Genomic DNA, 14,262 nt, shown 5'->3' on the forward strand with positions numbered 1-14,262 from the left:
ATTGGAATTATTCTAATTAAAAAGAGTTCACCGAAGCGTGCGGCGCCGGAATGAGGATGAGCGGTGCCGGGCCATCCTTCTCCAGGCCCCACCCGGTCACATAATGGAAGGCCACCGGAAGTTCCCGGGGAGGGTGGCGGACTGGAAACGGAGGAAGCCGCCAGGGGCGGATGCCCGCCGGCGCTTGAGGTGTTTTCCCTACAACAACACGTCCAGAAACATGCCCCGGCGATAGCGCGCGGGCAGGGTCAGGATGCCATTGACCATCAGGCTCGCCAGTTCGCGGGCCGAAGGCCAGCGGTTGCCGGGCTTGGCCTTCTGCACGGCGCGCGCTGGCGCCGGCGGCGGCACAAGGATGGAGTGCCGGTCCGAACCGTCGGGGATCAGCCCGCCAAGGCGGGAGGTGGTGGGGCGGGTCTCGACCATGGGAAGATCATATAGCCGCCCCATGCCCGAGGCCAAGGGGCCTTATGGACGCAATGCGAAAGACCGCGGCCCCCCCTCACAAATAATCCTGCACGATGTCGACGCTGGTCTCCACGCCCACCTTGTCGAAATTGGCGACCAGCCAGCAGTCCGCCGTCTCCCGCCCCTTGGTGAACAGGTACTGCAGGAACTCCGGTTCCGCGTTCAGCTTGCTGCTGGCGTGCATGTCGGCCAGGGCCTCGTCATTTTCGATGACGTGCATGCGCAGGGCCTTGTACTGGTCGGACGTGAGGTCGCCGGAGTCGATGAGGCGCGAGACGAAGCGGATGGAGCGCATCTCGCGCATCAACGAGGCGTTGAAGGTGATCTCGTTCACCCGGTCGGCTATCTCGAACGGCGTCTTGGGCACGCCCTTGCGCACCAGCGGGTTGATTTGCACGACGATGATGTCGTGGCTCTCGTTCTCGTACGCGATGGGCCACAGCGACGGGTTGCCCATGAAGCCGCCGTCCCAATAGTATTCCCCCTTGATCTCCACGGCCTGGAACATCTGGGGCAGGCAGGCGGACGCCAGCACGGCGTCCACCGTGATGTCGCGGTTGCGGAAGATCTTGACCTTGCCCGTCTCCACATTGGTGGCGGACAGGTAGAGGTCGATGCCGGCGGCGAAGCGCACCTGGTCGAAATCGATCAGGTCCTCCAGGATGCGGCGCAGCGGGTTGATGCCCAGCGGATTGCTCTGATAGGGCGAGACCAGCATGTTCATGAGGTTGAACCAGGCGTAGCCCGGGCTGTCGTCCACCCGCCAGCTGCCGCGCAGGCGTGACAGCAGGCTGCGCTGCAGCGGCGACCCGCGCCCGGCTTCGCCCACCTTGGTCCAGAAGGTGCGCAGCGCCTTGCGGGCGCCCTCGCGCCCGTCCTTGCCATAGCCATCGGCCATGACCACGGCGTTCATGGCGCCGGCGCTGGTGCCGGAGATGGCCTCCACCTCCAGTCGGCCATCCTCCAGCAGACGGTCCAGCACGCCCCAGGTGAAGGCGCCGTGCGAACCGCCGCCCTGCAGGCCCAGGTTGACCCGCTTGTGCGGCTGGCCGTTGCCCCCTTTCGCTTTGGACGCGGGATGGGCGGTGGCGTCGTTGGCGCCGGGCTTATTCTGGGGAGGGGACGTGCTGTCGGGCATCGGGGACCTGTCGCTTTGTTGACCCATGATGCGGCGCAACCGAACGGCGGCCGGAACGCGAGGCGCCCCACCCGCGACGGGCCCTGGGGCGCACAAAGATATGGGGCGGGACCCCGCCGGTCCAAGAGCGGCATGTCGCGCCACGCCTGGCCGTTCGCCGGGGGCTGGCCGACGCCCGCACCTTATCGCGGTCCCCCGGCGCGCGTCGTTATAAATTTCCCCGCCGAATGTTGCGCCGCCAAACCGGCATGGCGGCCCGGCTTTGCGCCCGCCGGCCGGTTCTGCTAAAACCGGCGGCGCGACCGGTGTCCCCATATCCGCCTTCGGGGGATGGCGCAAGGGGGCCGCGCTGGATCGCAAGGGGCGGATCGGGGCCGGGTCGGAAGGGGAAGCGGGGAACGATGATCAGGGCAGGCGGGTCCGGGGGGACCCCGCATACGCGTCATGCCATTGACAGGGGGGGCCATCGGTCGCACCTTCCCTCGACCATGATCCGCGTCCATGCCACTTGTGTCAGTGTTGGCGGTGCCGGCGTCCTCCTGCGGGGGCCGTCGGGGTCGGGCAAGTCCGATTTGGCCCTGCGCCTGGTGGATGCGGGCGCCCTGCTGGTGGCCGACGACCAGGTGGATCTCGCCGCCGACCCCACGCGGACCCTGTTGACCGCTTCCGCGCCCGAGCGCCTGGCCGGCCTGGTCGAGGTGCGCGGCCTGGGCATCCTGCCCGTGCCGGCCGTCCCATCGGCCCTTGTCCGCCTGGCGGTCGACCTGGTGGGCCGGGACGCGGTTCCCCGCCTGCCTGAACCCGCCACCGTCACGCTGGCCGGCGTGATCCTGCCCCGGGTGGCGCTGTGGCCCTTCGCGGCGTCCGCCCCCGCCGCCCTACGCCTGGCGCTGGCGGCGCTGGCCGCCGGCGCGCCCCCGGTGCCCGCCGCGTTCGATGGGGTGGCGGCATGAGCGGGCAACCCGGCGTTTCCCCGTCCAAGCCACCCGTGGTGGTGGTCACCGGCCTGTCGGGCGCTGGATTGTCCACGGCGCTGAAGGCGCTGGAGGATCTGGGGTATGAGGCGGTGGACAATTTGCGCCTGTCGCTGCTGACCCATCTGGTGGAACAGGCCAGCGACCGGCCGCTGGCCATCGGCATCGACAGCCGCACGCGCGATTTCTCCGCCGACGCCGTGGGCGCGGAACTGGACCGGCTGCGCCACGCCACCGGCCGGACCGTCAGCCTCTTGTTCATGGAGGCGTCGGACGAGGCGCTGCAGCGGCGCTACACCGAAACCCGCCGGCCCCATCCCCTGGCCACCGACCGGCCCGTGCCCGACGGCATCGCCCGGGAACGCGGCCTGCTGTGGTCCTTGCGTGACAACGCCGACGTGGTGGTCGACACCACCCAGCTTTCCATCCACGATGTCCGCCGTTTGCTAGGCGGGCATTTCCGGTTGGACACGGCGCCGTCGTTGCATGTCTTCGTGACCAGCTTCTCGTTCCGCCATGGCGTCCCGCGTGAGGCCGACCTGGTGTTCGACGTCCGTTTCCTCGACAACCCGCACTGGGTTCCCGATCTCCGGCCCCTGACCGGCAACGATCCGCCCGTGGGCGCCTTCATTGAGAAGGACGGGGACTTCCCCGCCTTCTTCGACAATCTCACCCGCTTGCTGGCCCCCCTGCTGCCCCGCTACCTGAACGAGGGCAAGCGCTACCTCACCATCGCCTTGGGGTGCACCGGGGGCCGCCATCGTTCCGTCTTTGTCGCCAACCGGCTGGCGGCATGGTTGCAAACCCAGGGCTCCCGGGTGGGCGTCGCCCACCGGGAATTGGACCGGTCCGGCGTGTCCCCGGAGCCCGCGCATGTCGTCAATAGGGAGACCCGATGATCGGTATGGTCCTCGTGACCCACGGCCGTTTGGCCGAGGAGTTCATACTGGCCCTCCAACACGTGGTGGGGGAACAGCCACAGGTGCGCGCGGTCTGCATCGGGCCGGAAGACGACATGGAGCAGCGGCGGGAGGACATCCTGGCCAAGGTCGCGGAGTGTGATACCGGCGACGGCGTGGTGGTGCTGACCGACATGTTCGGCGGCACGCCGTCCAACCTGGCCATCAGTACCATGGACCGCGCCAAGGTCGAGGTCATCGCCGGCGTGAACCTGCCCCTGCTGATCAAGCTGGCCTCGGTGCGCAAGACCGAGTCGCTGGAAAGCGCCGTCCAGGCGGCGCGCGAGGCGGGCCGCAAGTACATCAACGTGGCCTCCTCCCTGTTGGCGGACAACTGAGCCATGACGGGCGGGGGAAGGGGGCGCGGGCGGTTTCGGCCCGTCGCGCACGGCGCTGATCCAGAACCGCCGCGGCCTGCACGCGCGGGCGGCGGCCAAGTTCGTGAAGCTGGCGGCGGAATTCGACGCCGAGGTGGAGGTGGAGCGGGGCGACACCCAGGTCAACGGGCAGTCCATCATGGGCCTGATGATGCTGGCGGCCGCCATCGGCACCTCGATCACGTTGCGGGCGCGGGGGCCGCAGGGGGAACAGGCGCTGGACGCGCTGGTTGCCTTGGTCGACCGCAAGTTCGATGAGGACTGAACGGCAAATGGCCGAGCGCGCATCTGGCCGGGGCCGCACGATGAAGGCGGTGGCCGATCGTCTGCTGCGGGGCGTGGGGGTTTCCTCCGGTATCGCCATCGGGCCGGCGCACGTGGTGGACGCCAGCGCCCTGCTGGCGCCGGAATACGCCATTCCCGAGGCTGAGCTGGAGGCGGAGGTCCAGCGCTTCGCCACCGCCGCCGACAAGGCGCGCCGCCAGGTGCGCAAGCTGAAGACCAAGGCCTCCGGCCTGCCGGACAGCGCCGCGGAGGAGATCGGCTTCCTGCTGGACGCCCATTTCGCCATGCTGTCGGGTTCCCGCCTCATGCGCGGCGTGGAAAAGCGCATCCGCCAGGACAAGGTGAACGCCGAGGCCGCGGTGCAGGCCGAGATCACCAGCATCGCGCAGAGCTTCGCCGATATGGAGGACGCCTACCTGGCGGCCCGCATCGCGGATGTGCGCGAGGTGGGCCAGCGCCTGCTGCGCAACCTGATGCAGCACAAGTACCAGGCCTTCTCTTTCCTGCCGGAGGGCTGCATCGTCCTGGCGGAGGATCTGAGCCCCGCCGACACCGCCCTGATGGACCCGCGCCGCATCGCCGGCTTCGCCACCATGCTGGGTGGACCGGAGGGCCACACCGCCATCATGGCGCGGTCCCTCAGCCTGCCGGCCGTGCTGGGCACCCTGGGCCTGTTGCAGGGCGTGCAGAATGGCGACACGGTGGTGGTCGACGGCATCGCCGGCCAGGTCTGCGTCAACCCCAGCCCGGACGTGCTGGACGGCTACCGTCGCCGCCGGGCCGAACTGTTGGCGGAACGGGCGCAGCTGAAAAGCCTGCGCAAGCTGCCGGCCATCACCCGCGACGGCACGTCCGTCACACTCAACGCCAACCTGGAACTGCCGCGCGAACTGGACGGCGCCATCGAGGTGGGGGCGTCGGGCGTGGGCCTGCTGCGCACCGAGTTCCTGTTCATGAACCGCGAGGACCTGCCCGACGAGGATGAGCAGACGGAGATCCTGACCCGCATCGTCACCAGCATGGACGGCAAGCCGGTGACGGCCCGCACCCTGGACATCGGGGGCGAGAAGATCGCGACCGCCTTGCGCGGCTATTTCAGCGAGCCAACCAACCCCGCCCTGGGCCTGCGCGCCATCCGCCTGTCCTTGAAGGAACCCAAGCTGCTGGAAACCCAGCTGGCCGCCATGCTGCGCGCCGGGGCCCACGGCAACCTGCGCATCCTGCTGCCCATGATCAGCTCGGTGGCCGAGGTGCGGCGGGTGCGCGAGATCATGGCCACGGTGGTGCGCCGCCTGCGCCGCCGAGGGGTGAGGATCGCCCACCCCCTGCCCAAGCTGGGCATCATGATCGAGATACCGGGCGCTGCCTTGTCGGCCGACGGCCTGGCGCCCTTCTGCGACTTCTTCGCCATCGGCACCAACGACCTGATCCAGTACACCCTGGCCATCGACCGGGGGGACGAGCAGGTGGCCGACCTGTACGACCCGCTGCACCCCGCCGTGCTGCGCCTGGTGCAGTTCACCACCGAGGCGGCGTTGCGCGCCCGCATCCCCGTCTCCATCTGCGGCGAGATGGCGGGCGACCCGCGCTACACCGCCCTGCTGCTGGGCCTGGGCATCCGCGAGCTGTCCATGGCGCCCAACAACCTGCCCCTGGTGAAGCGCCGCCTCCGCGGGCTGGATCTGGTCGAGGCCACCCGCCGCGCCCGCACCATCATGGACCAGACCGACCGGGGCCGCATCGCCGCCCTGCTGGACGATTTCAACGACGCTGCCGCTTGACGGCAGCATGCCGTCAAGCGGCTTAGGCCACGACCGTGGCCGCCGCAGCATTCCGGGGAACGCAGTGGACTGGAATGCGAGGAAGCCAAGCGGCCGGATGGCCGCGCCCGGCGCCTGAGGGCAATGCGAACAGCTTGACGGCAGTATGCCGTCAAGCGGCTTAGGCCACGACCGTGGCCGCCGGAGCTTTCCGGGGAACGTAGTGGACTGGAAAGCGAGGAAGCCAAGCCGGCGGACGCCGGCGCCCGGCGCCTGAAGGCAATGCGAATAGCTTGACGGGATTCGGGGCCCTGATTCACCTTCAGGCGCGCCAGCACTGCTGGCATTGCCTGGGAGGACCCCGATGCCCACCGCCCTGACTGTCCGTGGCCTGGATGAGGAACTGGTGCGCCGCCTGAAGCTGCGCGCCGCCCGTCACGGCCGTTCCATGGAAGCCGAGTGCCGCGACATCCTGCGCCAGGCGCTGGCCAATGAGCCGCAGGACTTCCGCGCCCTCGCCTCCTCGCTACGCCAATCCCTGGCCGATCGCGCCCACCGACCCGCCGGCGACGTCATGGCCGCCACGCGGGCCGAGACCTGGGCGGCCCTGCCGGAGGCCATTCCGGCGGGCGGCATTCCCGGGCCGGGGGACGAGCCATGACGCTGCAATTCGTCATCGACGCCTCGGTCGCCCTGCAATGGGTGGTGCCAGAGGCGACCAGCCCCGTGGCCGACCGCCTGCTGGGCCACCGACTGCTGGCGCCCGACGTGCTGATGGGCGACTTGGCCCAGGTGCTGGGCGCCAAGGTGGCCCTGGGCGACCTGACGGCGGTGGAGGCGGCCACCGCCGCCATGGCCCTGCAAGGAGCGGAGGTGGAGCTGATGCCGTCACGCCCCTTGCTGGCCGATGCCGTGCGCCTGGCGGCCCAGCTGTCCCATCCGGCGCAGGACTGCCTGTACCTGGCCCTGGCCCAGGGCCTGCAGCTGGTCTACGTCACCGCCAACCCGGCCCTGGTGCGCGCCGTGCGCGGGCCCCTGGGTGGCCGCCTGGCGGGGCGTGTGGTGCTGGTGCACGAGGTGGAGCGGTTCTTGAGGTAGTTCCCTCAGGCGGCGTCCGCCCGCTTCCCTTCCTCGCTTTCCAGTCCGCTGGCGCTTCCCGGAAAGCTCCGGCGGCCGTGGTCGCGGCCTGGCGAGGCTACCGCCTCACCAACAAATGCACACATAAAGATATCTTTATGCTTGCTGGTGCGGCCGTCGCTGGTACATCCTGGCGCAGTCATCCCGCCCGGACCGACCAGGCCCGCCTTCGTGCGCCGGCGGGGCACCACAGGAGCATCGCCCCCATGACCGCCTTCACCGATTACAAAGTCCAGGACATCGGCCTCGCCGGCTGGGGTCGCAAGGAAATCACCATCGCCGAGACCGAGATGCCCGGCCTGATGGCCCTGCGCACCGAATACGCCGGCAAGAAGCCGCTGGACGGCGCCCGCATCGTCGGCTGCCTGCACATGACCATCCAGACCGCCGTGCTGATCGAGACGCTGGTGGACCTGGGTGCCACCGTGCGCTGGTCCTCGTGCAACATCTTCTCCACCCAGGATCACGCCGCCGCCGCCATCGCCGCCGCCAACATCCCGGTCTTCGCCTGGAAGGGCGAGACGGAGGAGGAGTTCTGGTGGTGCATCGAGCAGACGCTGCGCGGCCCGGATGGCTGGACCCCCAACATGATCTTGGACGATGGCGGCGACGTCACCCAGATCCTGCACGACAAGTATCCCGAGATGCTGGCCGACATCCGCGGCCTGTCGGAAGAGACCACCACGGGCGTGCACCGCCTGTATGAGATGATGAAGAAGGGCACGCTGAAGGTTCCAGCCATCAACGTGAACGACAGCGTCACCAAGTCCAAGTTCGACAACCTGTACGGCTGCCGCGAGAGCCTGGTGGACGGCATCAAGCGCGCCACCGACGTCATGATGGCGGGCAAGGTGGCCGTGGTGTGCGGTTACGGCGACGTGGGCAAGGGTTCCGCCGCCTCGCTGCGCAGCCAGGGCGCCCGCGTCATGGTGACCGAGATCGACCCCATCAACGCCCTGCAGGCCGCCATGGAAGGCTACCAGGTGGTGACGATGGAACAGGCCGCCCCCTGGGCGACATCTTCGTCACCGCCACCGGCAACGTCGACGTCATCACGCTGGACCACATGCGTGAGATGAAGGACCGCGCCATCGTCTGCAACATCGGCCACTTCGACAGCGAAATCCAGATCGACGCCCTGCGCAACTACGTCTGGGAAGAAGTGAAGCCGCAGGTGGACGAGGTGGTGTTCCCCGACGGCAAGCGCCTGATCGTCCTGGCCAAGGGCCGCCTGGTGAACCTGGGCTGCGCCACCGGCCACCCCAGCTTCGTCATGTCCGCCAGCTTCACCAACCAGGTGCTGGCCCAGATCGAGCTGTGGAACAACGCCGACAAGTACGAGAACAAGGTCTATGTGCTGCCCAAGCACCTGGATGAGAAGGTCGCCCGCCTGCACCTGGCCAAGATCGGCGCCAACCTCACCACCCTGACCGACAAGCAGGCGGAATACATCGCCGTCAGCCCGCAGGGCCCGTTCAAGCCCGACCACTACCGCTATTAAGGGGTACCCTGGGCCTTCGGGCGCCGCGGTTCCAGGGAAGGCCGGGCCATCGCGCCCGGCCTTTTCCTTTGGCGGAGCGGTCTTTGTTTGGCTTTGCCAAGGGTTTGCCGCGAAAACGTAGCCTTCCGTTGGCTTGGCACCCACCCCGTCATTAACTAAGATTCGCGCGTCATGCCGAAGAACGCCACCGCCCTGCCGCTAGCACTGACAGTCGCCGCCCTGGCGGCGCCGGGGTTCCCGTGCTTGCGCCTGGGTTTTCCCGGCCTGCCGCTGCCGCTGGTGCTGGCGGGGTCGGCCGCCAGCCTGGTGGCCGTGGGCGTGTGCCTGACTCGGCTGACCCGCCAGCGCAGCACGGTGGAGGCCCAGGCGGTCCGGGCCGACGCGCTGCTGGCCGGCTGCCCCGATGAATGGGTGGCCTGGCAGAATGACCGCGTCATCGGCGCCAGCGCCAGCGCCGGCGCCTGGCTGGGCGTTCCCGATCCGCAGCCCGGCAGCCGCCCGGATGAGATCGCGCAGGCCTTCACCACCCCGGATGACGACACCCTGCGCCAGTCGTTGCGCGCGCTGGACGTCAACGCCACGCCATTCACCCACCAGCTGGCCTGCCACCAGGGCCGCCGCACCCTGCTGGTGATCGGCCGACAGGTGGCGCCGCCCGTGACCCCCGGGGATGGCGGCGACCCGCCGGCGGCACTCAGTGTGCTGTGGCTGCGCGACGTCACCGGGGCCACGGCCGACGCCAAGGCCCTGGACCGGCGCCGCCAGGTGGCGGAGGAAGGGCTGGCCCAGTTCCGCGCCGCCCTGGACCTGCTGCCTTTCCCCCTGTGGATGCGGCGGGCCGATGGCGCGCTGGTATGGTGCAACCAGGCCTATGGCACGGCGGTGGGCTTGCCGCCGGACGAGGTGGTGGCGCAGGGGGTGGAATTGGTCACCGGCGCCGGCGCCGGCCAGTCGCTGGCCGCCCGCGCCCTGTCGGGCAAGGAACCGGCTTCGGAAAGCCGCCATGTCATCGTCGCCGGCCAGCGCCAGTTGCTGCGCCTGACGGAAACCCCGCTGGAGGCGCCGCTGGAGGGGGGGCCGCCCTGCTGGGCCACGCGCTGGACACCACGCGCGAACAGGAACTGTCGTCAGAGCTGGAGCGCCATATCGCCGCCCACGCCGACGTGCTGGAGCATCTGGGGTCCGCCATCGCCATCTACGGCGCGGACACCAAGCTGAAGTTCCACAACCGCTCCTACGCCCGATTGTGGGGGCTGGATGAAAGCTGGCTGGGGACCGAGCCCACCTATGGCGAGGTGCTGGAGGATTTGCGCAGCCGCCGGCGCCTCCAGGAGGAGGTGGACTTCCCCCGGTGGAAGCGCACCCAGCTGGCGCAGTTCACCAACCTGACGGAACCGCGCGAGGATTTGACCCACCTGCCGGACGGCACCACCCTGCGCACCATCGCCGTCCCCCATCCCTTCGGCGGGCTGATGTTCGTGCTGGAGGATGTGACCAACGCGCTGGCGCTGGAATCCTCCTACAACACCCTGATGGCCGTGCAACAGGAGACGCTGGACAACCTGGCGGAAGGGGTGGCCGTGTTCGGCGGCGACGGCCGGCTGAAGCTGTGGAACCCGTCCTTCGCCCGCATCTGGCGCCTGAGGCCGACGGATCTGAACGGCGAGCCGCACATCACCCAGGTGATCGACAAGCTGCAACCCCTGCTGGACCATGACGGCGATTGGCCGGCGCGCCGCCGCACCATGATCGCCGACCTCTTGGAACGCTCCAGCTACGCCGGCCGGCTGGAACGCACCGACCGGTCCATCGTCGACGTGTCCAACGTGCCGCTGCCTGATGGCGCGGTGCTGATCAGCGTGCTGGACATCACCGACAGCGTGCGGGTGGAAGAGGCCCTGCGCGCCAGCAACGAGGCGCTGGCGACCGCCGACCGGCTGAAGTCGGAATTCATCGCCAACGTCTCGTACCAGCTGCGCACGCCCCTGAACGCCATCATGGGCTTCGCCGAAATCTTGAATAACCAGTATTTCGGCGCCCTGAACGAACGCCAGGCCGATTACACCAAGGGCGTGCTGGAGGCCAGCCGCCGCCTGCTGGCCCTGATCAACGACATCCTGGATCTGGCCACCATCGAGGCCGGCTTCATGACGCTGGACCGCTCGCCCGTGGATGTCGGCCAGCTGCTGGAGGCGGTGTCGGGCCTGACGCTGGACTGGGCGCGCAAGCAGGACGTGACCCTGCTGGTGCAGGTGCCGCCCGACATCGGCACCCTGGATGCCGACGAGCGCCGCCTGAAACAGGCGCTGTACAACCTGGTCAGCAACGCCGTGAAGTTCACGCCGCCCGGCGGCCAGGTCACCCTGTCGGCCAAGCGCCAGATGGGGGAGCATGGGCCCGAGATGGTGCTGTCGGTCAGCGACACCGGCATCGGCATCCCCGCCGCCGACCGCCAGCGCGTGTTCAACAAGTTCGAGCGTGGCGACGTGCAGAACCACCCCGCCGGCGCCGGCCTGGGCCTGTCACTGGTGAAAAGCTTCGTCGAGCTGCACGGCGGCCATGTGGAGATCAGCGACAGCGATCAGGGCACGCTGATCCGGTGCCATCTGCCGTTACGGCATTCGGCCGTCATGGCGGTTTAGAGTGATGTTCCTCAAGCGCCGGCAGGCCCATCCGGGCCTTTGGCTATCCTCGGTTTTCAGTCCGCTGCCGCTCCCCAAAAACCTGCGGCGGACGCGGTCGCGTCCTAGAGCCTGGCCCTTCTGGGCCAGGCTTGTGGTGCTTTAAGACGCGATTTTCTGGAATTACGCGCTGGTGTCCACCTTGCCGGGGTTGGCGCCGGCCTTGGCGACGCAGACCATGGCCTCGCGCAGCAGCCGGCCCTGGATGGTGTAGCCGGGCTGCAGGATGGTGACGACGGTGCCGGCGGGCTTGTCCGTGCCGTCGACCTCGGCCACCACCTGGTGGAAGTTGGGGTCGAAGGGCTGGCCCATGGGTTCCAGCTTCACGATGCCGGCGCGGTCGAAGGCGGCGACCAGCTGGCGCTCCGTCGCCTCCACGCCGGTCAGCAGGGTGTTGACCTGGTCGTTGCCGGCGCGGGTCTCGGCCGGAACGGCCTCGATGGCGCGGCGCAGGTTGTCGGCCACGGCCAGCAGTTCCTTGGCGAAGCCGGACACGGCATACTTGGCGGTGTCCTCACGCTCCTTCTGGGCGCGGCGGCGGGTATTCTCCGCCTCGGCCATGCTGCGCAGCAGTTGGTCCTTCAGGGACGCGACCTCGGCTTCCAGCGCGGCGACGGCGTCCGAGGATGCCGGCGCTTGCTGCTGCGGGGCGGCGTCGGTTTCGGGGGCGGTGGTCGTCTCGTTGTTATCGGTCATCTTAGCGGCAGTCTCTAAAAGGGTGCGGAACGACGGCGGCTCACCACCGCCGGAACGGGCAGAAGATAGGCATCCCGCGCCCGCCGCGCCAGAGGCGATGCGGGGATCCGGCGAGGAATAAAGCGCGGGTGGGCCGAATTGTTCGGCTGGTGGTAGACCCGGTCTACCCAATCATCCGGCTGATGACCTTGGCGGTGTAGTCCACCATGGGGATGATGCGGGCATAGTTGATGCGCGTGGGCCCGATCACGCCGATGGCGCCGACGATCTGGTCCTTGCCGTTGGTGTAGGGCGAGACGATCAGGGAACAGCCGGCATGGCTGAACAGGTTGTTTTCGGCCCCGATGAAGATCTGCACGCCCTCCGCCTGGCCGGTCGCCTCCAGCAGCCGCATCATGGCGTCGCGGGTCTCCAGCGCCTCGAACAGGCTGCGGATGCGTTCCAGGTCCGACAGGGCGCTGACGTCGTCCAGCAGCTTGGCCTGGCCGCGCACGATCAGCACGCCGTTGTTGCGGCTGCCGGCCCAGGTGGCCATGCCGGTGTCCACCACCCGCCGGGTCAGCTCGTCCAGCTGGGTGCGCTGCTCCTCCGCCTCGGCCTGCAGTCGGGTGCGGGCCTCGGCCAGGGTGCGGCCAACCACCCGGGCGTTCAGGTAGTTGCTGGCCATCTGCAGGACGGAGGAGGGGATGCCCATGGGCACCTCCACCACCCGGTTCTCCACCAGGCCGTCCTCCGTCACCAGGACCACCAGGGCGCGGCCGGGCTGCAGGTTCACGAACTCGATATGCTTCAGCGGTCGGTCGGTCTTTGGCGCCATCACCAGCCCGGCGCAGGACGACAGGCCCGACAGCATGGTCGTCGCCTCCTCCAGCGCCTCGGGCAGGGACCGGCCGGAGGCGGCGCACTGGGCGTCGATGCTCTCCCGCTCATCATCCGAAAGGTCGCCCACCTCCAGCAGGCCGTTGACGAACAGGCGCAGGCCCACGTCCGTGGGCACACGCCCGGCCGAGGTATGCGGCGCCTTCAACAGGCCCAGATCCTCCAGGTCCGCCATGACGTTGCGGATGGTGGCGGGCGACAGGGTGATGCCCAGGCGCCGCGACAGGGTGCGGCTGCCCACCGGTTCCCCCGTTTCGACATAGGCTTCCACGATCAGCCGGAAGATGTCGCGGGAACGCTGGTTCAGCTCGGTGATCATGCCTGGGGGCGGGGCCGGATGGATGGGGCGGATGCCCTTAAATCTAATGGGCGGCGGGGACGTTATCAATCGTCCCTGGCCGCTCCCGGGCGCCCCGGGCCGGCCGGCGATGAACGGGATGGGGCTTGGCGCGCCACATCCGGGGTGGACAGGGCGGTGGTTCCGTCGCTAGGTAAGGCCTCGCAAACACCCATGACAGATACGGGACCGCCCCGCCATGACCCGCCCTTCCGGCCGCGCCGCCGACCAGCTCCGCGCCGTCTCGCTTGAGACCGGCTTCGCCAAGTACGCCGAAGGCTCCTGCCTCGTGCGCTTCGGCGACACCCACGTGCTATGCACGGCCAGTGTCGAGGAAAAGGTGCCGCCCTTCCTGCGCGGCCAGGGCCTGGGCTGGGTGACGGCGGAATACGGCATGCTGCCCCGCGCCACCCACAGCCGCACCGACCGTGAGGCCGCCAAGGGCAAGCAGTCCGGCCGCACCCAGGAAATCCAGCGCCTGATCGGCCGCGCGCTGCGCGCCGTCACCGACCGCAAGGCCATGGGCGAAATCCAGGTGAAGATCGACTGCGACGTGCTGCAGGCCGACGGCGGCACCCGCACCGCCGCCATCACCGGCAGCTACGTCGCCCTGCACCAGGCCTTCACCCACCTGATGCGCATCGGCGTGCTGAAGCAGATCCCCCTGATCGACAGCGTGGCCGCCATCTCCTGCGGCATCTACAATGGCCAGGCCGTGCTGGACCTGGACTATGCCGAGGACAGCAACGCCCAGGCCGACGCCAACTTCGTCCTGACGGGCGCCGGCGGCATCGTGGAAATCCAGGGCACGGCCGAGGAACGCCCCTTTGACGAGGCGCAGTTCAACGAGCTGCTGCGCCTGGCCCGCCACGGCATCGACCAGCTGACCGCCCTGCAGAAGACGGCCCTGGGTCTTTGACTTTCCCTCGCTTAGTGCGCGCACCATATGGGGGCTTGGCTTTCCAAGCCCCTAGGCCGCGACCGCGGCCGCCGGAGTTTTCCGGGCAGCGTAGCGGACTGGAAAACGAGGATAAGCCAAGGGCCGGATGGCCCGCCGGCGTATGAGGAAC

Annotated in this window: 14 protein-coding genes and 1 pseudogene; 11 read left to right on the forward strand and 4 right to left on the reverse strand. The window is 68.9% G+C overall.

The genetic code is table 11. The annotated features are described in order from the left end of the window. Window positions 1-198: 198 nt before the first annotated feature. Together UAA55_RS30415 and UAA55_RS30420 are read right to left on the reverse strand one after the other, a co-directional pair. Window positions 199-426, reverse strand: a complete 228-nt coding sequence (locus UAA55_RS30415) for a hypothetical protein (protein WP_322957562.1) — start codon at window positions 424-426, stop codon at window positions 199-201. A 76-nt stretch (window positions 427-502) separates the two neighbouring features. Next, on the reverse strand, window positions 503-1,606 hold the full coding sequence (locus tag UAA55_RS30420; protein WP_322957563.1) for a patatin-like phospholipase family protein: 1,104 nt from the start codon (window positions 1,604-1,606) through the stop codon (window positions 503-505). Between the two features lie 488 nt (window positions 1,607-2,094). On the opposite strand from UAA55_RS30420, the gene UAA55_RS30425 reads away from it, so the two are divergent. From UAA55_RS30425 to UAA55_RS30470, 10 genes and pseudogenes are all read left to right on the forward strand, one after another. Next, entirely contained in the window at window positions 2,095-2,559 is a 465-nt protein-coding gene (locus UAA55_RS30425) for an HPr kinase/phosphorylase (protein WP_322957564.1), read from the forward strand. Further along, on the forward strand, window positions 2,556-3,479 hold the full coding sequence (gene rapZ, locus UAA55_RS30430; protein ID WP_322957565.1) for an RNase adapter RapZ: 924 nt from the start codon (window positions 2,556-2,558) through the stop codon (window positions 3,477-3,479). Before UAA55_RS30425 ends, rapZ begins: the two co-directional genes overlap by 4 nt. Then, a complete protein-coding gene (locus tag UAA55_RS30435) occupies window positions 3,476-3,877 on the forward strand; it encodes a PTS sugar transporter subunit IIA (RefSeq protein WP_040843498.1) in 402 nt (133 codons plus the stop codon). Before rapZ ends, UAA55_RS30435 begins: the two co-directional genes overlap by 4 nt. 55 nt (window positions 3,878-3,932) lie before the next feature. Next, window positions 3,933-4,181 (forward strand): HPr family phosphocarrier protein, encoded by a 249-nt coding sequence (locus UAA55_RS30440; RefSeq protein WP_322917315.1) that lies wholly within the window; start codon window positions 3,933-3,935, stop codon window positions 4,179-4,181. A gap of 7 nt (window positions 4,182-4,188) precedes the next feature. Next, a complete protein-coding gene (ptsP, locus tag UAA55_RS30445; protein WP_322957566.1) occupies window positions 4,189-5,982 on the forward strand; it encodes a phosphoenolpyruvate--protein phosphotransferase in 1,794 nt (597 codons plus the stop codon). 343 nt (window positions 5,983-6,325) lie between these two features. Then, window positions 6,326-6,622, forward strand: coding sequence for a FitA-like ribbon-helix-helix domain-containing protein (locus UAA55_RS30450; protein ID WP_322957567.1), 297 nt, complete (start codon window positions 6,326-6,328; stop codon window positions 6,620-6,622). Then, window positions 6,619-7,059 carry a type II toxin-antitoxin system VapC family toxin gene (locus UAA55_RS30455; RefSeq protein ID WP_186457215.1) on the forward strand — a complete coding sequence of 147 codons (441 nt, stop codon included), beginning with the start codon at window positions 6,619-6,621 and terminating at the stop codon, window positions 7,057-7,059. The genes UAA55_RS30450 and UAA55_RS30455 overlap by 4 nt, the downstream gene beginning before the upstream one ends. Before the next feature lie 245 nt (window positions 7,060-7,304). Continuing rightward, a pseudogene (ahcY, locus tag UAA55_RS30460) lies at window positions 7,305-8,599 on the forward strand (adenosylhomocysteinase). A 171-nt stretch (window positions 8,600-8,770) separates the two neighbouring features. Further along, window positions 8,771-9,817: a hypothetical protein gene (locus UAA55_RS30465; RefSeq protein WP_322957568.1), complete on the forward strand. Its 1,047-nt coding sequence runs from the start codon at window positions 8,771-8,773 to the stop codon at window positions 9,815-9,817. Further along, window positions 9,763-11,241 carry a sensor histidine kinase gene (locus tag UAA55_RS30470; protein WP_322957569.1) on the forward strand — a complete coding sequence of 493 codons (1,479 nt, stop codon included), beginning with the start codon at window positions 9,763-9,765 and terminating at the stop codon, window positions 11,239-11,241. The genes UAA55_RS30465 and UAA55_RS30470 overlap by 55 nt, the downstream gene beginning before the upstream one ends. Window positions 11,242-11,403: 162 nt before the next feature. Here UAA55_RS30470 and grpE read toward each other — a convergent pair whose 3' ends face one another. Together grpE and hrcA are read right to left on the reverse strand one after the other, a co-directional pair. Next, the gene (grpE, locus tag UAA55_RS30475; protein WP_322957570.1) at window positions 11,404-11,976 is read right to left on the reverse strand and encodes a nucleotide exchange factor GrpE; all 573 of its coding nucleotides are present in this window, start codon (window positions 11,974-11,976) and stop codon (window positions 11,404-11,406) included. Between the two features lie 163 nt (window positions 11,977-12,139). Further along, entirely contained in the window at window positions 12,140-13,174 is a 1,035-nt protein-coding gene (hrcA, locus tag UAA55_RS30480; protein ID WP_322957571.1) for a heat-inducible transcriptional repressor HrcA, read from the reverse strand. A 217-nt stretch (window positions 13,175-13,391) separates the two neighbouring features. Between hrcA and rph the strand changes: the two genes are divergently transcribed. Next, on the forward strand, window positions 13,392-14,111 hold the full coding sequence (gene rph, locus UAA55_RS30485) for a ribonuclease PH (protein ID WP_322957572.1): 720 nt from the start codon (window positions 13,392-13,394) through the stop codon (window positions 14,109-14,111). The last annotated feature ends 151 nt before the right edge of the window (window positions 14,112-14,262 follow it).

Source organism: Nitrospirillum guanabarense (assembly GCF_034653355.1).
Classification (GTDB): Bacteria; Pseudomonadota; Alphaproteobacteria; order Azospirillales; family Azospirillaceae; genus Nitrospirillum.

What these genes read in the sequence shown, in the direction of transcription:
- UAA55_RS30415 (WP_322957562.1), bottom strand. Translation starts at nt 426, where the DNA reads ATGGTCGAGACCCGCCCCACCACCTCCCGCCTTGGCGGGCTGATCCCC.
- UAA55_RS30420 (WP_322957563.1), bottom strand. Translation starts at nt 1,606, where the DNA reads ATGCCCGACAGCACGTCCCCTCCCCAGAATAAGCCCGGCGCCAACGAC.
- UAA55_RS30425 (WP_322957564.1), top strand. Translation starts at nt 2,095, where the DNA reads ATGATCCGCGTCCATGCCACTTGTGTCAGTGTTGGCGGTGCCGGCGTC.
- rapZ (WP_322957565.1), top strand. Translation starts at nt 2,556, where the DNA reads ATGAGCGGGCAACCCGGCGTTTCCCCGTCCAAGCCACCCGTGGTGGTG.
- UAA55_RS30435 (WP_040843498.1), top strand. Translation starts at nt 3,476, where the DNA reads ATGATCGGTATGGTCCTCGTGACCCACGGCCGTTTGGCCGAGGAGTTC.
- ptsP (WP_322957566.1), top strand. Translation starts at nt 4,189, where the DNA reads ATGGCCGAGCGCGCATCTGGCCGGGGCCGCACGATGAAGGCGGTGGCC.
- UAA55_RS30450 (WP_322957567.1), top strand. Translation starts at nt 6,326, where the DNA reads ATGCCCACCGCCCTGACTGTCCGTGGCCTGGATGAGGAACTGGTGCGC.
- UAA55_RS30455 (WP_186457215.1), top strand. Translation starts at nt 6,619, where the DNA reads ATGACGCTGCAATTCGTCATCGACGCCTCGGTCGCCCTGCAATGGGTG.
- UAA55_RS30465 (WP_322957568.1), top strand. Translation starts at nt 8,771, where the DNA reads ATGCCGAAGAACGCCACCGCCCTGCCGCTAGCACTGACAGTCGCCGCC.
- grpE (WP_322957570.1), bottom strand. Translation starts at nt 11,976, where the DNA reads ATGACCGATAACAACGAGACGACCACCGCCCCCGAAACCGACGCCGCC.
- hrcA (WP_322957571.1), bottom strand. Translation starts at nt 13,174, where the DNA reads ATGATCACCGAGCTGAACCAGCGTTCCCGCGACATCTTCCGGCTGATC.
- rph (WP_322957572.1), top strand. Translation starts at nt 13,392, where the DNA reads ATGACCCGCCCTTCCGGCCGCGCCGCCGACCAGCTCCGCGCCGTCTCG.